This is a genomic window from Desulfohalovibrio reitneri, assembly GCF_000711295.1.
Taxonomy (GTDB): domain Bacteria; phylum Desulfobacterota; class Desulfovibrionia; order Desulfovibrionales; family Desulfovibrionaceae; genus Desulfohalovibrio; species Desulfohalovibrio reitneri.
The window spans coordinates 2,070,863-2,086,159 of sequence record NZ_JOMJ01000003.1; the positions used below are offsets into that span (position 1 = coordinate 2,070,863).

The 15,297-nt window shown below is 64.6% G+C and carries 14 protein-coding genes; 11 read left to right on the top strand and 3 right to left on the bottom strand.

Annotation, left to right across the window (positions count from 1 at the left end; genetic code table 11):
* Positions 1-184: 184 nt before the first annotated feature.
* The 3 genes from N911_RS0110425 to N911_RS0110435 all read left to right on the top strand — a co-directional run bounded on the left by N911_RS0110425 (position 185) and on the right by N911_RS0110435 (position 4,241).
* Positions 185-1,813: a DUF342 domain-containing protein gene (locus N911_RS0110425; RefSeq protein ID WP_029896886.1), complete on the top strand. Its 1,629-nt coding sequence runs from the start codon at positions 185-187 to the stop codon at positions 1,811-1,813.
* Positions 1,814-2,395: 582 nt separating this feature from the next.
* Positions 2,396-3,688 carry an OmpA family protein gene (locus tag N911_RS17600; RefSeq protein WP_051694176.1) on the top strand — a complete coding sequence of 431 codons (1,293 nt, stop codon included), beginning with the start codon at positions 2,396-2,398 and terminating at the stop codon, positions 3,686-3,688.
* A 118-nt stretch (positions 3,689-3,806) separates the two neighbouring features.
* Positions 3,807-4,241, top strand: a complete 435-nt coding sequence (locus N911_RS0110435) for a DUF2721 domain-containing protein (protein WP_029896889.1) — start codon at positions 3,807-3,809, stop codon at positions 4,239-4,241.
* A 36-nt stretch (positions 4,242-4,277) separates the two neighbouring features.
* Here N911_RS0110435 and N911_RS0110440 read toward each other — a convergent pair whose 3' ends face one another.
* Positions 4,278-4,640 carry a CGGC domain-containing protein gene (locus N911_RS0110440; RefSeq protein WP_029896891.1) on the bottom strand — a complete coding sequence of 121 codons (363 nt, stop codon included), beginning with the start codon at positions 4,638-4,640 and terminating at the stop codon, positions 4,278-4,280.
* A gap of 568 nt (positions 4,641-5,208) precedes the next feature.
* Here N911_RS0110440 and N911_RS0110445 point away from each other — a divergent pair.
* From N911_RS0110445 to N911_RS0110480, 7 genes are all read left to right on the top strand, one after another.
* Positions 5,209-6,222 (top strand): Rossmann-fold NAD(P)-binding domain-containing protein, encoded by a 1,014-nt coding sequence (locus N911_RS0110445; protein WP_237559938.1) that lies wholly within the window; start codon positions 5,209-5,211, stop codon positions 6,220-6,222.
* A 558-nt stretch (positions 6,223-6,780) separates the two neighbouring features.
* On the top strand, positions 6,781-8,523 hold the full coding sequence (locus N911_RS0110455; RefSeq protein ID WP_051694177.1) for a dipeptidase: 1,743 nt from the start codon (positions 6,781-6,783) through the stop codon (positions 8,521-8,523).
* 438 nt (positions 8,524-8,961) lie between these two features.
* Complete coding sequence (locus N911_RS0110460) at positions 8,962-9,441, top strand: MarR family winged helix-turn-helix transcriptional regulator (RefSeq protein ID WP_029896894.1); 480 nt, start codon at positions 8,962-8,964, stop codon at positions 9,439-9,441.
* 48 nt (positions 9,442-9,489) lie between these two features.
* Positions 9,490-10,737, top strand: a complete 1,248-nt coding sequence (gene proV / locus N911_RS0110465) for a glycine betaine/L-proline ABC transporter ATP-binding protein ProV (protein WP_029896895.1) — start codon at positions 9,490-9,492, stop codon at positions 10,735-10,737.
* 3 nt (positions 10,738-10,740) lie between these two features.
* A complete protein-coding gene (locus N911_RS0110470; protein ID WP_029896897.1) occupies positions 10,741-11,583 on the top strand; it encodes an ABC transporter permease in 843 nt (280 codons plus the stop codon).
* A 67-nt stretch (positions 11,584-11,650) separates the two neighbouring features.
* On the top strand, positions 11,651-12,661 hold the full coding sequence (gene proX / locus N911_RS0110475; protein WP_029896899.1) for a glycine betaine/L-proline ABC transporter substrate-binding protein ProX: 1,011 nt from the start codon (positions 11,651-11,653) through the stop codon (positions 12,659-12,661).
* 86 nt (positions 12,662-12,747) lie between these two features.
* Positions 12,748-13,371, top strand: coding sequence for a class I SAM-dependent DNA methyltransferase (locus N911_RS0110480; protein WP_029896901.1), 624 nt, complete (start codon positions 12,748-12,750; stop codon positions 13,369-13,371).
* Positions 13,372-13,745: 374 nt separating this feature from the next.
* Here N911_RS0110480 and N911_RS0110485 read toward each other — a convergent pair whose 3' ends face one another.
* On the bottom strand, positions 13,746-13,925 hold the full coding sequence (locus N911_RS0110485) for a hypothetical protein (RefSeq protein ID WP_029896902.1): 180 nt from the start codon (positions 13,923-13,925) through the stop codon (positions 13,746-13,748).
* A gap of 166 nt (positions 13,926-14,091) precedes the next feature.
* On the opposite strand from N911_RS0110485, the gene N911_RS0110490 reads away from it, so the two are divergent.
* On the top strand, positions 14,092-14,823 hold the full coding sequence (locus N911_RS0110490; RefSeq protein ID WP_029896904.1) for a hypothetical protein: 732 nt from the start codon (positions 14,092-14,094) through the stop codon (positions 14,821-14,823).
* Here N911_RS0110490 and N911_RS0110495 read toward each other — a convergent pair.
* On the bottom strand, positions 14,796-15,293 hold the full coding sequence (locus tag N911_RS0110495) for a putative molybdenum carrier protein (RefSeq protein WP_051694181.1): 498 nt from the start codon (positions 15,291-15,293) through the stop codon (positions 14,796-14,798). The two genes, N911_RS0110490 and N911_RS0110495, sit on opposite strands and share 28 nt — an antisense overlap.
* Positions 15,294-15,297 lie beyond the last annotated feature (4 nt).

Here is a 15,297-nt window from a genome sequence, read left to right on the forward strand (position 1 = left end):
ATCCCTTCCGGGGTCGCGCCTGGCACAACGCCTGGTCGTCCGTAATCCACCTAACGGGCCGTATTCGCGGCGGATACCTTGACGTGTGCGCCCAAGCCGGTACATGATGCGGGACGGGCGGCGCAGGGGAGCGATATCCGGACCTCTCGCTGGCCGGGGGGCAGATGAACTGGCGGGTTTATCAATGAAGCCGGGCAAGCCCGGGACCGACCGGAATTCCGGCGGCCTCGCCGAACAGTTGCGGGCCTCGGGGCTGGTTCTGCTGGGCGATCCGGAATGCCCCGTGTTCAAGGGCGACGTGGTGGCCAGCCTGGAAGACGGCGTGGCCTCCGGCGAAATCTCCGTTTCCGCCAAATATTTCCAGCACGACAAGAGCCGGGGCGTTCTTCAGGCCAAAGGCTTCGGCCTGCTGGCGCTCAAGGACGGCGAACTGGTCGTGCGCCCTCTGCTCAAAGTGGTGGAGGAAAAGACCGCCATCAAGGCCAGCCTGCACCACTGCGCCTTTGACGGCGGGGAAGTCACCACCGGGCGCATTTCCGGCGTGCTTGAATCCATGGGCTTCGGCGTGCCAGTGGACCGCGACGCCGTGGACGCCGCCCTGGCCGAAGCCAAGCGCACCGGCAACCCCTCCCAAAGCATCATCATCGCCCGGGGCGAACGGCCCGAGGAAGGCGAACCCGGCCGCTTCGAGCCAGCCGAGTCCGAGGAGGCGGAAGCCGGAAACGACCTTGCCTGCTTCGACCCGCGCGAGCGCAGCTGCTTCCGCAAAGTGGCCGAAGGCGAGGTCCTCGGCCGCCTTGTCCCCCCCAAGCCCGGCAAGGCCGGCACCGACGTATTCGGCAACGTCATCCCCCCCTGCGAATCCGGGGAAGCCAGCGGTGTGACCGTGGGCCAGGGCGCGGAACTGGACGAGGGTGGAGAAACCGTGCGGGCCACCACCCCCGGCCTTGTCTCCTGGCGCGGCAACGAACTCAACGTGCTGGACGCCCTGGAAATCCAGGGCGACGTGGACTTCTCCACCGGCAACATCAGCCTGGACAAGGGCAGCGTCCTGATAAAAGGCTCCGTTATCGACGGCTTCCGGGTGGAAGCCCCCGGCGACGTCACGGTCAAGGGCAACGTCCAGGCCGCCACCATCAGCGCGGGCGGCTCCGTCATGGTGGGCTGCGGCATCCTGTCCGGAGAACACGGCGGCGTCTACGCGGGCGGTCCGGTCCGGGCGCAGTTCATGGAAAATTCATGCGTGGCCGCGGGAGGCGACATCACCGTGGCCCACAACATCACCAACTGCCACGTGCAAACCGAGGGCAAAATCGTCTGTACACGCGGCAAAGGCGTTGTCCAGGGGGGCACACTCAACGCCTTCCAGGGCGTGGAATGCAACGAGGTGGGCTCGGAATACGGCGTTGTCACAACCATCCGCATCGGCCCCCAGGAAACCTCGCAGGACCGCAAGGAACTCCTGGCCAAACGGCAAAAAATCAAGGACCACCTGGCCAAGCTGGACAACGCCCTGGGAACCGGAGACGCCCGCGAAATCCTGGAACGCACCCCCGTGGACCAGCGCGAGCGCGTGGTCAAACTCCTCAAATACCGCTCCACCCTCCATAGCCAGCAACGCGAAATCAAATGCCTCCTGGACGAGGAACGCCGCTGCTTTCTCGACTGCACCCGCGCCACCCTTAAAGCGCGCCGAGTCGTCTATCCCGGCGCACGCGTCGTCATGCTCGGACGTACCCTCAAAATCGAGGAAACCAAACACGCCCCCACGATACGCTTCAGCATGGAAAACATGCGGTTCGAAATCGGCTGAAGGAGATCGAGGGAAGAAGGGAGGATTCCGCCCTTCGGCGACCAGGGGGCTGCGCGCCCCATGGACCCTGCGGCAAAGTACCTTTGCATGTGTGTTCGCGGGATGGCGCGTGGCGGGGGATGCGCGGGAGCACTCCGGCGAAGCGGCGATTGTGGGACTCGAATATACGGTAAAGCCTTGCCCTGGCTGTCTGGTTTCCCATCGTGGGACGCGGAGTTGGGCTGTTGCCCACCGGCTTCCACACGTCAGCACCGCGCCCCAGAGCGGAGCGAGAGAGAAAAAATTGCAGTGGAAGAAGGAGGAAATCCCTTCATAAAAAGGGGTTTCCTCCTTCTTCCACTGCCCTGAACTCTCTGCCCGCCAGCCCACCTCGATACCCTTGAGAAAAGATTTTGTCCTGCGGACCAAGCGTACCGCGCTTGCTCCAAACCGGCTTCCAGGGCGGTTTCGCCTCGCGGCCTCTGCTCCGTCCAGGGGCGAAGTCCTCTCTTTCCATTCTTCCGATTCGACACGATAAATCGTCTTGTGGTATATCTAAACTGGAAATTTTTTCCTTTTACAGTCGGAAAAAGGGGTTTTGTCATGAACGAAATTCGAGTTGTTTTCGCGGGTGTGTTTTTGGCGGTGCTGCTGGCGGCTTCGGGCGCGTCGGCGGCCATGGAGGCCAAGGTGGACCGGTTCGCCTTTCAGGTGGACACGTCCGGTTCCATGCGGGGCTGCACGGCAGGCGGGGCCGCCATGAGCAAAGCGGAGCAGGCGCGCGACCTGCTTGCCCGGGTGAATAAGGCCCTGCCGGAGCTGGACTGGCGAGCGGGACTGGCCACATCCTCCCCGTACAGGGAGTTGCTGACCTCCGCCAGGTACACCACCGAGGGATACGGCCAGGCCATCGACATGCTGCCCGGCGCGGGCGGGTACATGTTCGGCAACCCCACCACCCTGGGCGACGGCCTGCGCGGGTTCGGGGCGGACAATCCGGACTTCGACGCGCCCTCGGCGCTGATTCTCATGTCCGACGGCGCCAACAACCAGGGCCGCAACCCCGTGGCCATGGCCGAGGGGGTGGTTGAGGACAATCCAGGCATGTGCCTGTACGCGGTGAGCTACGCCGAGACCGGCAACGGGCGCGCCTTGCTGGAGAAGATCGTGGCCGAGGCTGACTGCGGCGAGGTGTTCGACGCCACCGACCTCGATTCGGAGCAGGGGCTGAACAGTTTTGTTCAGAAGGTGTTCCTCAAGGAAGGCAAGGATACGGACGGCGACGGCGTTGACGACGCCGACGACCGCTGCCCCGGCACCCCGGCGGGGGTTGAGGTTGACCAGTACGGCTGCCCCTTCGACACGGACAAGGACGGCGTGCCCGACTACCGCGACAAGTGCCCAGGCACCCCCACCGGCGCCCCGGTTGACGCCGATGGCTGCGCCCTGGATTCCGACGGCGACGGGGTCATAGACTTTTACGACAAGTGCCCCGGCACGCCCAAGCAGATGAAGGTGGATGAGACCGGCTGCGCCATCCCCACCACCATCACCCTGGACATCCAGTTCGATGTGGACTCGGCCGAGATCAAGCCCGCTTACCGCGCCGAGCTGGATCGGATCGGCCGCCTGCTGCGCGACCATCCGGGCGCCATGGTGGAAATCGGCGGCCACACCGACTCCACCGGCTCCGCTGCCTACAACGAAAAGCTGTCCCAGCGCCGCGCCGAGAGCGTGAAGAGCTACATCGAGAACAACTTCAACATTGACGGCGACCGCCTGGATGCCAGGGGCTACGGCGAATCCCGGCCGGTGGCCTCCAACCAGACCAAGGCGGGGCGGGCCGGGAACCGCCGCGTGGAGGCCAAGGTCTCCGGCACCTTCGAACAGAGATAACCCGGAAGGCTTCCCGGCCGCGTGAAAGATTCCCGCGCGGCAGGGATAGCCCGCCATTCGTCACGCATCCCGGCCCGACCGGCTTGCCGGTCGGGCCGGAGCGTGAAACAATGCCTTGATGCAAGAACTCGTTCACGCGCTGCAGGCGGCCATCGCGCCCAGCGTGCTCATATCCGCATTCGGCTTGCTGCTGCTTTCCCTGACCAACCGCCTGGGCCGCCCCATCGACCGGACGCGGCAACTGCTGCGTGAAGTGGATGCAGCCACAGGCGACGATCTGGGTAATCTGCGCCAGCAGATCCAGGTCCTCACCCGGCGCTGCCGCCTTTTGCGCACGGCCATCGGCCTGGCCCTGGCGGGCGTTTTCTGCTCCGCCGCCCTGATGCTCACGCTTTTCCTCCTCCCGGTCGCTCCGCGTCCACCGCTGCTGCCGGAAGGCCTGTTCTGCGCCGCGCTGCTCTGCCTCATGGGCTGCCTGGTATTCTTCTTTTCCGATATCCGGCTTACCCTGCGCAGCCTGGACCTGGAAACATCGCGGCACCTCCCAAAGTAGGAGTGCGCCCCGGGGCGCGTCCGGTGCTTCTGGCCGCTATCCGAATACCACGGGCGGCAGGTAGGGATGCGTGCCTTCGATGACCTCGATACCCGCCTTGGCCTGAATCTTGGTCACGATGTCGTCGGCGTGGGGGCAGTGGTCGGATAAGCAGGGCGCCACGTGGATGTGCGTAGGCGACTCGTCCAGGGGCGCGTTCCACAACTTCACCTGCGCCAAACGCTGCACGATGCCCGCGCCGGGACACCCGCCGCAGGACAAAAGGCCCATGAGCTGTGCGTCCGCACCGTACCGCTCGAACATGCCGTCGCGCCGATTGAATCCCACCAGACACCTGGAACACCCGATGCACACGTCGTCCATGGTGTTCTTGCAGCCGATGATCAGAACCTTGTCCATGTCTCCCTCCATTGGATTCATCTTCCACCCCTAAGCATGGATCATGCCGATTATAATATGTTTGAATGTATAGCATTATTTGGACAGTGAGCAGGGGAGGCGGCGCCCTTTTCGCCCGGTCGGGCGCAAAGGGCGCAAAGTGCGCCGCGCTCACCGTTTCTGTAGCCAAGAGTCCATAGTTTGATTTACCGGGTGAAATCGCCCCACAACCGCGAATTCGCCGTGGCGCTCAAGCAGAACATCCTGACGTACGCCATCCCGCGAACACACATGCAACGTTACTTTGCCGCGGGTCCAGGGCCGCGAAGCCCCTGGTCGCCCGAAGGGCGAAATCTTCCTTCTCCTTCTGCTTTTCCTTCTCCCTCTTCTCCATTCATACCAACCCTGGTCGGCTGGTTTGTTTCCCGGTATAGGTGGTTCATGCTGGAGGTTGTGCATGGTTGTTTGTCACGCTTGCGGTTCGCATGGTTTGGAGCCGGTGCTTTTTCTGGGATATTTGGCGCCGCCGCTGTTGTTTCGGCCCTGGGAGGAGATTCCGGGGGCGCAGGCGGCGTTTCCGGCGCAGCTGGTGTTCTGTCCGTGCTGCGCGTTGGTGCAGATGGGGTATGTCCCCGAGACGCGCGAGGAATTGGGGCCGGGCGAGTTCGCCTTGTCTCCGCGCCTGGAGGAGGACGAGGTGGTTGCCCTGGTCGGCGACGTGCTGTCCGTGGACGAGGTCCAGGGTCCGGTGGTCTGCATGGCCGATCACGTCCAGCTTTCGCCCTACTGGCGGGAGCGTGGCATGAGCGCTTTCGAGTGTGCCCCGACACTGGAGGAAGCCGGACGGCTGCGTGAGAGGGAAGGACCTGCGGGCGTGGTCTGTCTGGGCGAAGAGGTCGGTTCGTCCATGGATCCGCACCAGAGCCTTGAGGTCGCCCTGTCCCTGCTGGACGAGCGGGGAGTGGTGGTCATGCGGATGCCTTCCCTGCTGGGGGTAATGGAAACGGTGCGCTACGACGTGGTGCGGCACGACCGGCCCCGCCTCTTTTCCCTGACCGCCCTGTCCGGGCTGCTGGCCAGGCACGGGCTTGAGCCGGTGCGCGCCTCGCGAACGGAGCGCGGGCCGGGCATGCGCGTGGTGGCCGCCCGATCCGGCACGCTCGAACCGGATAAAGCCGTTGCCACCATGCTGGACGAGGAAAAGCGACTCGGCCTGGGCGACTCCATGGTGCTGAACGACTTCGCCCGCTGGTGCATGGAGTCAAAAGTCAAGCTGGTGCGCATGGTTTCGGAACTGGTGGAGCGCGGCGAGACCATCTGGGGGATGGGCGCCGGGCCGGGAGCCTCCACTCTGGTGGGCTACGCCGGCCTGGACGAGCAGATGCTCGCCCGCGTGGCGGATACCCCCGGCTCGCCCCGCCTGGGGCGCTGCCTGCCCGGCACGCGGATCCCGGTTGTTTCCGAAGAGGATCTTGCCGAGCACCAGCCGGACTACGTCCTTTTTCTGGAACCGGACGAAGCCGAAACCGCCTACTCCAGGCTCCGCGCCCTGGGATACCAAGGAAAATTCCTCATCCCCCTGCCTGAACCAAGAAGGGTGTAAGCGGAAGCAGCGTATTGAAAAAGTCCGGCGCGGGGCCCCGCGCCGGACTTTTCCGTGTTGCGGGTGGAGGGGAATGAATGGTGGTTGGCGGGGTGAGCGTTCCGGGCAGCGGGAGAAGGAGGAAACCCCTTTTAAAAAAGCGGTTTCCTCCTTCTCCCGCACCCTCATCCTCCTTCCGTAAAAGTTTTTACCGCTCGCTTCGCTCGGGGGCGTGGTGCGGGGAAGTGGCAACCGGTGGACTTCAGCCCAATTCAGCGTTCAACGCATCTCTGGTCAAACGGCCTGGGCGGGGTTTTACCGGGTGGAAGCGCGCCACAATCGCGGCTTCGCCGAAGTGCTCCCCTCCATTTCACTCCCGCGCGCCCACCCGCGAATACACATGCAAAGTTACTTTGCCTCGGGTCCAGGGCCGAGAAGGCCCTGGTCGCCCGCAGAGCGAAATCTTATTCTCCGAGGTCTGCAATCATTTCCACATCTTGCCATTGCCGGCGATATGTTGGAGGAATGGTGGGTCTATTTAACAGCCGGAATCATCCGGCAGCATCTTGGGAGGGGGGAATGGCTGGGGTGCGACCTGTTTTTCTGAGCGCGGCGGTGTGCGCCGTGTTGTTGGCTGCTGGCGGGGCGTTGGCCTGCACCACGACCATCGTGGGCAAGGACGCTTCGGCCGACGGCTCGGTGCTGGTTTCCCACTCCGAGGACGGGTTGGGCGATCCGAGGCTGGTGTACGTTCCGGCCAGGGACCACGAGCCGGGGTCCATGCGCAAGGTGTACTATTCGGAGTCGGCCAAGGGGTACGAGAAGCGTTTCGGCGCGGACCCGGCCATTCGCCTGAACATTGAAGGTCGCAGCCCGTACTACAAGGCCGGGGAGGATGTGCCGCCGTCCAGGCCGCTGGGCGAAATTCCCCAGGTGGAGCACACCTACGCCTATTTCGACGGCAACTACGGCGTAATGAACGAGCACCAGCTGGTCATGGGCGAGTGCACGGACAAGGCCAAGGTGCATCCCGAACCCGAGCCGGGCAAGCGGATTTTCTATTCAGCCGAATTGTCGCGGGTGGCCCTGGAGCGTTGCAAGAAGGCCAGGGAGGCCGTGCTGCTCATGGGCAGGCTCATCGAGAAGTACGGCTACTACGGCACGGGCGAGACCCTCTTGGTGGGCGATCCGGACGAGGCCTGGGTGATGGAGATGTGCGGCTACGACATGGACGGCACGGGCGGCGTGTGGGTGGCCAGAAGGGTGCCGGACGGCCACTTCTTCGCGGCGGCCAACCAGTTCCGCATCCGCGACATCGAGAAGGACGACCCGGACCTGCTGTATTCGGAGAACATCTTCGACATCGCCCGGGAAAAGGGGTGGTGGAAGCCGGAGGACGGCCCCCTGGACTGGGCCAGGGTGTTCGGCGACGGGGAGTTCCACCATCCGTACTATTCCCTGCGCCGGGTGTGGCGGGCCATGTCCCTGGCCGCGCCCTCGCTGGATTTGCCGGCCTGGGTGGAGGGACCCTTCACCCGGACCTACCCCTTCTCCATCGAGCCGGACGAGAAGATGGACGTGGCGGACGTGATGCGCATCCACCGCGACAACTACGAGGGCACCGAGTTCGATCTGACCAAGGGGGTCGCGGCGGGGCCGTTCGGCAATCCCAACCGCTTTGAGGGCGGCGAGGAGTCGGCCATGGCCACGGAGGAGGGGCCGGACGTTCAGGGCGCTTTCGAGCGTCCGCTGAACATCTACCGCTGTGTTTACTCCTACGTGTGCCAAGCGCGGAGCTGGCTGCCGGACGCCATCGGCGGGATGGCCTGGTTCGGCGCGGACCGGCCCGCCACCACCGTGGTGATGCCGTTCCACGCCGGGATAAACGACCTGCCCGAGTCCCTGCAGAAGGGCCACCCCCTGACTTTCGACCGCGAAAGCATGTGGACCACGTTCAACTACATGGCAAACTTCGTCATGCTCAAATACGACCGCATGGTCCGCGACCTGACCGAGAAGCGGAAGGAATTCGAGACGGGCTTCTTCGGCGGGCAGGAGCCGGTCGAGGACAAGGCGCTGGCCTTGTGGAAGGACGGCAAGCGGGCCCAGGCGAAGAAGTTTCTCACGGAGTACGCCGGGAAGAACGCGGAAAAGGTGCGCACCGCCTGGTGGAAGCTCAACGAAGACCTCTACGTGAAGTACAACGACGGCTATTTGAATACCCCGCGGGGACTTGCCCAGCCCCTGTTTTACCCCGATTGGTGGCTGAAGAAGGCGGGCTACACCGACGGCCCCCTGACGTACACAAAGCCCGGCGAGTAGCCGTCCGCTAAGGACGGGAGGGAGAGCCCGGGACCCGCCTGGGTCCTCCCTCCTCCGTTCCCAGCCCCCCGCGCATGACGGGCGCCCCGCCCGTCGCCTTCTTTTGTGCTGCGTTTTCGCGATCAAGCGGCCTGAAACGCTCCGTTCCCGCGCGACTATCCGGAAATAAGACCGGAAATCTGTGCTCCAGCCTGTTGCCGGCATCATCCCCGGCCGTTCGGGAAAGCGGTGGTATCCGTCCTGATGCCGTGTCAGGCCGGGATTCGCTTGAATGATGCTGATGGCGCGTGGTTTTTCGCCATCTTTTCCCGCCTGCCGCCCTTTCCCCACCTGAAAAGCCAGCGAGGGTTGACAGGAGAAGGGAAGGAGCTTAAAAACCTTCACGTTGACTTTTCGTATCTTAAATTTCTTGCTTAGGAATTTATTCAGGCGTACAAAATGATGCAGGACTACCAAGCCCAACTCGAGAGCATCCTGGATTCGCTGGGGCGGATCCGCCAGGCCATGAACCGCCAGAGCAGAAGCCTGGACGCCTCGATTCATCTCACCGCGCCGCAACTGGTCTGTATGCGCCAGCTGCAGGTGGCCGGCCCCATGACCCTCGGGGCTTTGGCCAGGCGGGTGCACACATCGCCCGCTTCCCTCACCGGTTTGGTGGACAGGCTGGAGCGCAAGGACATGGTGCAGCGTCGCCGCGACGAGGTGGACCGCCGTAAGGTGCTGGTGGAGATGACCAAATCCGGCGCGGACGTTCTGGCCATGGCGCCCTGGACCGTCCAGGACCGCCTGGGGCTTTCCCTGGCCCAGATGCCGCCCGAAAAGCGGGACGAGTTGGAGCGGGCCGTCGGCCAGTTGGCCGAGATGATGGAGTCTCCCCCGCCGGATACGGGGGAGGAGCGGCACAAGTCCGTCTCCTGATCCGGTGCCTGCGACGAAAAACGATTCAAGCAAAAGGATACGCATCGCATGTCGAGTGAAAAACTCGTTGTCGAGAATCTGTTCAAGGTATTCGGCAACCACCCCGAAAGGGCCTTCGACCTGATCGAGAAGGGCAAGGGGAAGGACGAGATCTACAAGGAGACCGGACTGACCGTGGGCGTCCACGACGCCTCCTTCGAGGTCAAGGCCGGAGAGACCTTCGTGGTCATGGGCCTGTCCGGCTCGGGCAAGTCCACCCTGGTGCGCATGCTCAACCGCCTCATCGAGCCCACCCGGGGCAAAGTGTTTCTCGGCGACCGCGAGGTCACGGCCATGAACGACAAGCAGCTGGTGGAGATGCGCCGGCGCAACATGTGCATGGTCTTCCAGTCCTTCGCCCTTATGCCGCACCTCACGGTGCTGCAAAACGTGGCCTTCGGCCTGGAGGTGGCGGGCATTTCCCGCGCCGAGCAGGAGAAGCGCGCCCAGGCCGCCCTGGAGCAGGTGGGCCTTGGCCCCTACGGCAATTCCATGCCCAGCGAGCTTTCCGGCGGCATGCAACAGCGCGTGGGCCTGGCCCGCGGGCTGGCCGTGGACCCCACAATCATGCTCATGGACGAGGCCTTTTCCGCCCTCGACCCCCTCATCCGCTCCGAGATGCAGGACGAGCTGCTCAGGTTGCAGGCCGAATCGGACCGCACGGTCATCTTCATTTCCCACGACCTCGACGAAGCCATGCGCATCGGCGACCGTATCGCCATCATGGAGAGCGGCAAGATCGTGCAGGTGGGCACTCCGGACGACATCCTCAAGAACCCCGCCGACGACTACGTGCGGGCCTTCTTCCGCGGCGTGGACCCCACCAGCGTGCTCTCGGCCGGCGACATTTGCCGCGACAACCAGGTCACTTTCGCCCGCCGCCAGGACGTCGGCCCCCTCGCGGCCCTGCACCGGCTCAACGAGCACGATCGCGAGTTCGGCTACGTGCTGGACTCCCAGCGCAAGCTCAAGGGCGTGGTCTCCACCGAGTCCCTGCGCCAACTGCTGGACAAGCCCGAGCCGGAGCACCGACTGGAAAACGCCTTCATCGAGGGGCCCCACACCTACGAAGCCAAGCAGCCCCTGCAGGAAATCCTGGACGACCTCATCAATTCCCCCTGGCCGCTGCCCGTGACCGACCGCAATGGCAGCTACAAGGGCTGCATCTCCAAGAACGTATTCCTGCGCACCCTGTCCCGCCAAGCCGAGGAGATCGAAGAGGCCGCGGAGCAACAAAAAGAAAAGAGCGAGGCATAAGCCATGCTATTCGATTTCGATGAGTTAGCTGTCCTGCCCCTGGAGGACTGGATCGAAACGCTGGTCAACTGGCTGGTGGACAACTACCGGGCCCAGTTCCAGCTCATCAAGTGGCCGGTGGAACAGACCCTGGAAGGCGTCGACGGGCTGCTCAACGTCCTGCCGCCCGTCGTGGTGCTGCTGGCCCTGGCCTTCCTGGCCTGGCGCGCCTCCGGCATCCGGCTGGCTGTCTTTTCCTTTGTCACCTTTCTCTTCATCGGCCTGCTGGGCCTGTGGTCCGAGGCCATGACCACCCTGGCCATGGTGCTCTCCGCTGTGCTTTTCTGCACCGTCATCGGCATACCGCTCGGCATCATATCGGCCCGCAGCGACAAGTTCGAATCGTCACTGCGGCCGCTTCTGGACGCCATGCAGACGACTCCAGCGTTCGTCTACCTGGTTCCCGTGGTCATGCTCTTCTCCATCGGCACGGTGGCCGGCGTCATCGCCACCATCGTCTTCTCCATGCCGCCCATCATCCGGCTGACCAACCTCGGCATCCGCCAGGTCCACCCGGAACTCATCGAGGCGGCCCAATCCTTCGGCTGCACCCCCTGGCAGACCCTGCGCAAGGTGCAGCTCCCCCTGGCCTGGACCACCATCATGGCCGGGCTCAACCAGACCATCATGCTGTCGCTCTCCATGGTCGTCATCGCCGCCCTCATCGGCGCCGGCGGCCTGGGCGTGCCCGTGTTCCAGGGACTGAACAGCCTGCAGGTGGGCCTGGCCGGCATCGGCGGCCTGGCCATCGTTCTGCTGGCCATGGTCCTGGACCGCATCACCCAGGGATTCGGCAGCAGTAAATAGTTCGAGGACGGCTGACGGGGGGAGACCCTTCTCCCCCCACTGATCACCCGAAACAAGGAGGACCCGAATGCGTAAACTTCTCACCATCCTGGGCCTGGCCCTGCTGACGGCCGCCCTGGCCGCCCCGGCCATGGCCAAGGACGCCCGCCCCGGCCGCTGCACCTGGACCACCGGCTTCTTCAACGAGGCCCTGGTCTCCCGCGGCCTGGAAGAACTGGGCTTCGACGTGGCCAAGGCCAAGGACCTGCAGAACCCCATCTTCTATCAGTCCGTTGCCCTGGGCGACGTGGACTACTGGGCCAACGGCTGGTTCCCCATGCACAACGCCCAGTTGCCCTCCAACTTCCACGAGAAGGCCGAGCTGGTCGGCTATCTGGTCAAGAACGGCGGCCTGGGCGGCTACCTCGTCTCCAAGAAGGCGGTCGAGAAGTTCAACATCAAGGACCTCAACGATTTCAAGCGTCCCGAAGTCAAGGAAGCCTTTGACTCCAACGGCGACGGCAAGGCCGACCTCGTGGCCTGCCCTCCGGGCTGGGGTTGCGAGAAGGTCATGTCCTACCACATGAAGGCCTATGACCTGGAAGACCACGTCAACATGATCCAGGCCGGTTACTCCGCCTCCATGGCCGACGCCGTGGCCCGCCACCAGGCCGGCGAGAACGTGTTCTTCTACACCTGGACCCCCAACTGGACCATCTACAAGCTGCGTCCGGGCGAGGACGTCATGTGGGTCAACGTGCCCGAAGCCAAGCTGGCTCCGCCGCAGGAAGGCGCCAAGGTGGAAGACCTGGTTGCCTCCGGCATCGAGGGCGCCGTGTCCGATCCTCTGAAGATGGGCTTCGTTGCCTCCGACATCCGCATCACGGCCAACAAGGAGTTCCTTGAGGAGAATCCCGAGGCCCGCCGCTTCTTCGAGCTGGTCAAGATTCCCCTGGGCGACATCGCCGCGCAGAACGTGAAGATGTCCAACGGCGAGGACTCCCAGCGCGACATCGAGCGCCATGTGGACGAGTGGATCGAGAACAACCAGGAAACCTGGGACGGCTGGATCGCCGAGGCCAAAAAGGCCGCCAAGTAGCGCGAAACCAACGTATCCCCGCCGGGGGCCCTTCCCTGGAGGAAGGGCCCCCTTTTTTATTCCAACCACCACAATCGGGAGGAGCCGTGAACACCGACAAGGAAGTTCTCAAGAAGGTCTACACCGCCGAGAACCATGAAGATCTGATGGACGCCTACAAAGACTGGGCAAAGGACTACGACAACGACACCGTGGGCGAGTTCGGCTACGTGGCCCCCAAGGCCGCGGCCGAGTCCATGCTGCGCTACCTGGACGACCGTTCCGCCCGCATCCTCGACGCGGGCTGCGGCACCGGCTTGGTGGCCGAGGTCCTCAAGCCCCTGGGCTTCACCAACATCGACGCCCTGGACTACTCCGCCGAAATGCTGGAGGAAGCCGAGAAGAAGGGCGTCTACCGCGAGTGCATGCAGGTGGACATGTCCAAGCCCATGGACATCGCGGACAACGCCTACGACGCCCTCATCTGCGTGGGCACCTTCACCTACGGCCACGTCACTCCCGAGGCCTTCGAGGAGGTCATCCGCGTGGTCAAGCCCGGCGGCATCGTCACCTTCACCGTGCGCGAGGGCGCCTACGACGAGCACGACTACCGCCCCAAGATGCTGCAGCTGGAGTGCGACGGCAAATGGGAGCTCCAGGAAATGCGCGACGAGACCTACTTCGAGAAGGAGAACGTCTCCTGCAAAGTCTGCACGTATAGGGTAGCGTGACCGCCGAGGACGTCCCCTGGCGTCGTTGCGTCCGCCTCGGAAGGACCGGCCGTACGGGGGTACTGTCCGGCCCTTCCGAGGCGGACGCGCCTAGCCAGTGAACGACCTCGACGGTCCATTAACTTGGGCTGGGCTCGTCCGCTCCGGGGGCACGGACATCGCGAAGAGTGGGGGCGCTTGCGCGCGCTTGGAAGAAAGCGGATGTCGCCGAGCGTGGAATGCTTTAATGCTATGGCGCTTGCGCGCGCCTGGGAGAACGTGGATGCTCAAGAGTTCTGGCGCGAGCGCGCGCCTGGAAGAAGGGGTTGCGTCCTCTTTCGAGTGTCTGAAAGAAAAACGGCCCGCCTTGTGGCGGGCCTTCTTCGTTTGCGGGGTTATTTCTTGTTCTGTTCGGCTTCTTCCGGCTTGTAGGCGCGGGCGCCTTCGCCCACCACTTTGTAGAGGAAGTCGTGGGAGCAGTGTTGGCAGGTGGCCCGCATGTGGCCGGGATCCTTGTCCTCGACGACCTTCTGGCTCTTGTCGCAGTGGGGGCAGATGACGTCCATGCCGCTCATGTGGCTCCTCCCTTGGGGTGTCCGGGCCTCGGCCCGGAGTTGTCCGAGTACAGGTCAGGATACCGCAAAACCGCCGCTCCGCAAGGGGAGTGAAAAGGACATTGACCAGGGGCCTGGAGCCGGTATGGTGATGGGATTGGAGAATCCGTCAATCCTGGAGCCTGTCATGCGACGTTTCGCCGCCGCGCCGTTCGCGGCCCTCGCCCTGGCCGCCCTGGCGGCCCTGCTGTTCGCCGCCGCGCCCGCCCTGGCCGAACCCACGCCGATCACCATGCGCGTCTCTTCCGTGGGGGCCAAGTACATCGGCGACTCCGCGGGCGGTGCGCGTATTGTCCTCTCCCGCGCCGACACCGGGGAAATCCTGGCATCGGGCGTCACTTCCGGCCCCTCCGGCGAGGCGGCCTTCACGACGGAGATCGACATCGACCGCCCCACCCTGGTGCGGGCCGAAGCCTTCGGACCGCTGGGCCAGCGACAGGCCGCCACCCGCGTTAGCGAGGAGCGGTGGGTGCTGCCCGGCGAAGCGGTGGACGCGGGTGGAGGCTGGGTGCTCACCCGCCACGGGTTGCTGGTGGACGTGCTGGAGCCGGTGGGCGCATCGCGGGTCCATGGCTTGCCGCGCGGGCTACGCATCGAGGCCAGCGTGACCATGGGGTGCGGCTGTCCGGTGACGCCGGGCGGCGCCTGGGATGCGGCGGGGTTCGAGGTGCGGGCGCTGCTGTATGCGGATGGAAAGCCGGTGCGCGAGGTGGCCATGGAGCCGACCGGAGAGGTCAGCCGGTTCGCGGGCTCCCTCATGCTTGAGGAAGGCGGCGCGTACCGGGCCGTGGTGGTGGCCCACCGGCCAGAGGACGACCAGACGGGCGTGGATCAGGCCGTGTTCAAAGCGGGGCCGTAAGCCCCAAGCGTGCGCACCAGGGCCTCCCGCGCCCGGGCGTACACCCCGGGCCGCTTGGACTCGCTGGGCCCGGCCACGTTGAGGGTCTGCCCGGCCCATCGTTCCAGCCAGTCCAGTATCTCCGCCCCGTGCAGCAGTCCGGGGCGGTCCAGCTCCACCACAAGGCATGGCGCGCCATGCTTGCGGGCCAATCCCATGGTCAGGCGGGTGCCGCCGTCCAGTTCGCCCAGGTTCAGGATGAGGGTGGCCGCGGCCTGACGGATGTTCAGCTCCGTGCGCTCGGGATAGCCCGAACTCTCGGCCTCGGTGAGGTTGTAACGGGAGGGGATGGGGCCGTCCTCGGCCCGCCTGCCGCGCGGGCACCACCCCCCGTGGGGGATGCCCAGGTCCATGGCCGCGTCCAGTGCGGCCCGGTCCACCCCGCTCTGTCCGCCGGAAATGATGCGCCCGGGCGCCCTTGGTCCGGCCATGCTC

Coding starts and splice junctions, on each gene's coding strand:
- N911_RS0110425 (WP_029896886.1), top strand. CDS start 185: ATGAAGCCGGGCAAGCCCGGGACCGACCGGAATTCCGGCGGCCTCGCC.
- N911_RS17600 (WP_051694176.1), top strand. CDS start 2,396: ATGAACGAAATTCGAGTTGTTTTCGCGGGTGTGTTTTTGGCGGTGCTG.
- N911_RS0110435 (WP_029896889.1), top strand. CDS start 3,807: ATGCAAGAACTCGTTCACGCGCTGCAGGCGGCCATCGCGCCCAGCGTG.
- N911_RS0110440 (WP_029896891.1), bottom strand. CDS start 4,640: ATGGACAAGGTTCTGATCATCGGCTGCAAGAACACCATGGACGACGTG.
- N911_RS0110455 (WP_051694177.1), top strand. CDS start 6,781: ATGGCTGGGGTGCGACCTGTTTTTCTGAGCGCGGCGGTGTGCGCCGTG.
- N911_RS0110460 (WP_029896894.1), top strand. CDS start 8,962: ATGATGCAGGACTACCAAGCCCAACTCGAGAGCATCCTGGATTCGCTG.
- proV (WP_029896895.1), top strand. CDS start 9,490: ATGTCGAGTGAAAAACTCGTTGTCGAGAATCTGTTCAAGGTATTCGGC.
- N911_RS0110470 (WP_029896897.1), top strand. CDS start 10,741: ATGCTATTCGATTTCGATGAGTTAGCTGTCCTGCCCCTGGAGGACTGG.
- proX (WP_029896899.1), top strand. CDS start 11,651: ATGCGTAAACTTCTCACCATCCTGGGCCTGGCCCTGCTGACGGCCGCC.
- N911_RS0110485 (WP_029896902.1), bottom strand. CDS start 13,925: ATGAGCGGCATGGACGTCATCTGCCCCCACTGCGACAAGAGCCAGAAG.
- N911_RS0110490 (WP_029896904.1), top strand. CDS start 14,092: ATGCGACGTTTCGCCGCCGCGCCGTTCGCGGCCCTCGCCCTGGCCGCC.
- N911_RS0110495 (WP_051694181.1), bottom strand. CDS start 15,293: ATGGCCGGACCAAGGGCGCCCGGGCGCATCATTTCCGGCGGACAGAGC.